This is a genomic window from Sphaerisporangium rufum (assembly GCF_016863395.1).
GTDB lineage: Bacteria > Actinomycetota > Actinomycetes > Streptosporangiales > Streptosporangiaceae > Sphaerisporangium > Sphaerisporangium rufum.
Map to the genome: position 1 here is coordinate 1 of NZ_BOOU01000103.1, position 2,277 is coordinate 2,277.

Sequence of the window (2,277 nt, forward strand, 5' to 3'; positions counted from 1 at the left end):
CACCCTGTCGTCGTTCTCCTCGGAGGTGACCCGGGTGGCCCGCGAGGTCGGCAGCGAGGGCCGGCTCGGCGGCCAGGCCCGGGTCGAGGGCGTGCACGGCACCTGGAAGCGGCTGACCACCAACGTCAACGAGCTGGCCCGCAACCTCACCAACCAGGTGCGCGCCATCGCCGAGGTCACCTCCGCGGTGGCCCAGGGCGACATGTCGCGGCAGATCACCGTCGTCACCCACGGCGAGGTGACCGACCTGAAGGACAACATCAACCAGATGGTGTCCAACCTGCGGGAGACCACCCGGGCCAAGGACTGGCTGGAGTCCAACCTCACCCGGCTGGCCGGGCTGATGCAGGGCCACCGCGACCTGGTGGAGGTCGCCGACCTGATCCTGCGCGAGCTGACCCCACTGGTGAACGCCCAGCACGGCGCCTTCTTCCTCGCCCACCCCGAGGACGGCGACGGGTCGCAGGACCCGCGGCTGGCGTTCATCGCCGGCTACGGGCTGCAGGGCGCCGGTGGGGAGAGTGCCGCCGAGACCGCCCAGGTGCACGCGCAGGGCCTGGCCTGCCAGGCGGCCCAGGAGCGCCGGCGGATCCTGGTGGACAACGCCCCGCCCGACTACATCGTGATCGGCTCGGGGCTGGGCGCCGCCGCGCCGGTGAGCATCGTGATCATCCCGATCCTGTTCGAGGACAAGCTGCTCGGCATCATCGAGCTGGCCTCGTTCTCCCGGTTCTCCGACGTGCACCTGGCCTTCTTCGACCAGTTCGTCAACACCATCGGCGTGGCGATCAACACCATCATCGCCAACGCCCGCACCGAGGTGCTGCTGAACGAGTCGCAGCGGCTGGCCACCCAGCTGCAGGAACGCTCCGACGAGCTGCAGCGCCAGCAGGGCGAGCTGCAGCGCTCGAACGCCAAGCTGGCGGAGAAGGCCGCGCTGCTCGCCTCCTCCTCGCAGTATAAGTCGGAGTTCCTGGCCAACATGTCGCACGAGCTGCGCACCCCGCTCAGCTCCATGCTGATCTACGCGCGGCTGCTGGCCGACAACACCGACGGCCGGCTGACCCGCGAGGAGGTCGACTTCGCCGCGGCCATCCACCGCTCCGGCTCCGACCTGCTGCAGCTGATCAACGACATCCTGGACCTGTCCAAGGTCGAGGCGGGCCGGCTGGACATCCGGCCGCGGAAGCTGTCCATGGCCAAGCTGCTGGAGTACGTCAACGCCACCTTCCGGCCGATCGCCGTGGACAACGGGCTGGAGTTCGAGGTGGACGTCGCCGCCGACGCGCCGCCCGAGCTGTACTCCGACGAGCAGCGGCTGCAGCAGATCCTGCGCAACCTGCTGTCCAACGCGATCAAGTTCACCGCCGAGGGCCGGGTCCGGCTGCGGGTCACCCGCGCGGAGGGCGTGCCGGCGCCGGCCGGCCAGGACGGCCCCGGCGACCGGCACGCCGGCCAGGGCATGGTGGCCTTCAGCGTGGACGACACCGGCATCGGGATCCCGCAGGACAAGCTCGCGGTGATCTTCGAGGCGTTCGAGCAGGCGCACGGGGTGGCCAGCCACCAGTACGGCGGCACCGGCCTCGGCCTGTCCATCAGCCGCGAGCTGGCCGCGCTGCTCGGCGGGCGGATCACCGTGCGCAGCGAGCCGGGGCAGGGCAGCACCTTCACCCTGTACATCCCGGTCGTGCACCCCGGCCGGCTGCCGGCCGGCGAGGCGGGGAGGGACGCGCCGGGGGCGGACGGCACGGTCACCCTGGACGCCGCCGAGGACGTGATGGAGTGGACGACCGAGCGCGACCAGGCCGAGCACCCGGGCACGACCCGGCTGGAGACCTGGAGCGCCGAGCGGGTGGCGCAGCTGCTCCCCGGCAAGGTGCTGATCGTGGACGACGACATCCGCATGGTCATCGCGCTGACCAAGCTGCTCGGCCGGGTCGGCATGCCGGTCGTCTACGCCCTCAACGGGCAGGACGGCGTGGAGACGCTGGAACGCAACCCCGACGTCTCGCTGGTGCTGATGGACATCATGATGCCGGTGATGGACGGCTACGACGCCATCCGGACGATCCGCCGGATGCCGCGCTACGCCGAGCTGCCGATCGTGGTGCTGAGCGCCAAGGCCATCCCGGGCGAGCGGGAGAAGGTGCTGGAGAGCGGGGCGGACGCCTACCTGCAGAAGCCGGTCGTCGACGTGGACGTGCTGCTGGAGATCGCCTGCGAGCTCATCGACCGCCGGGACCGGCCGGCCGGCGACCCGCCGGCCTGACCGGCGGG

The 2,277-nt window shown here is 71.2% G+C and carries 1 protein-coding gene; it reads left to right on the forward strand.

Annotated elements, in window-relative coordinates:
* Positions 1-2,269: ATP-binding protein (locus tag Sru01_RS32980; protein ID WP_203994149.1), on the forward strand; the 2,269-nt coding region annotated here is incomplete at its 5' end.
* Positions 2,270-2,277: the final 8 nt, after the last annotated feature.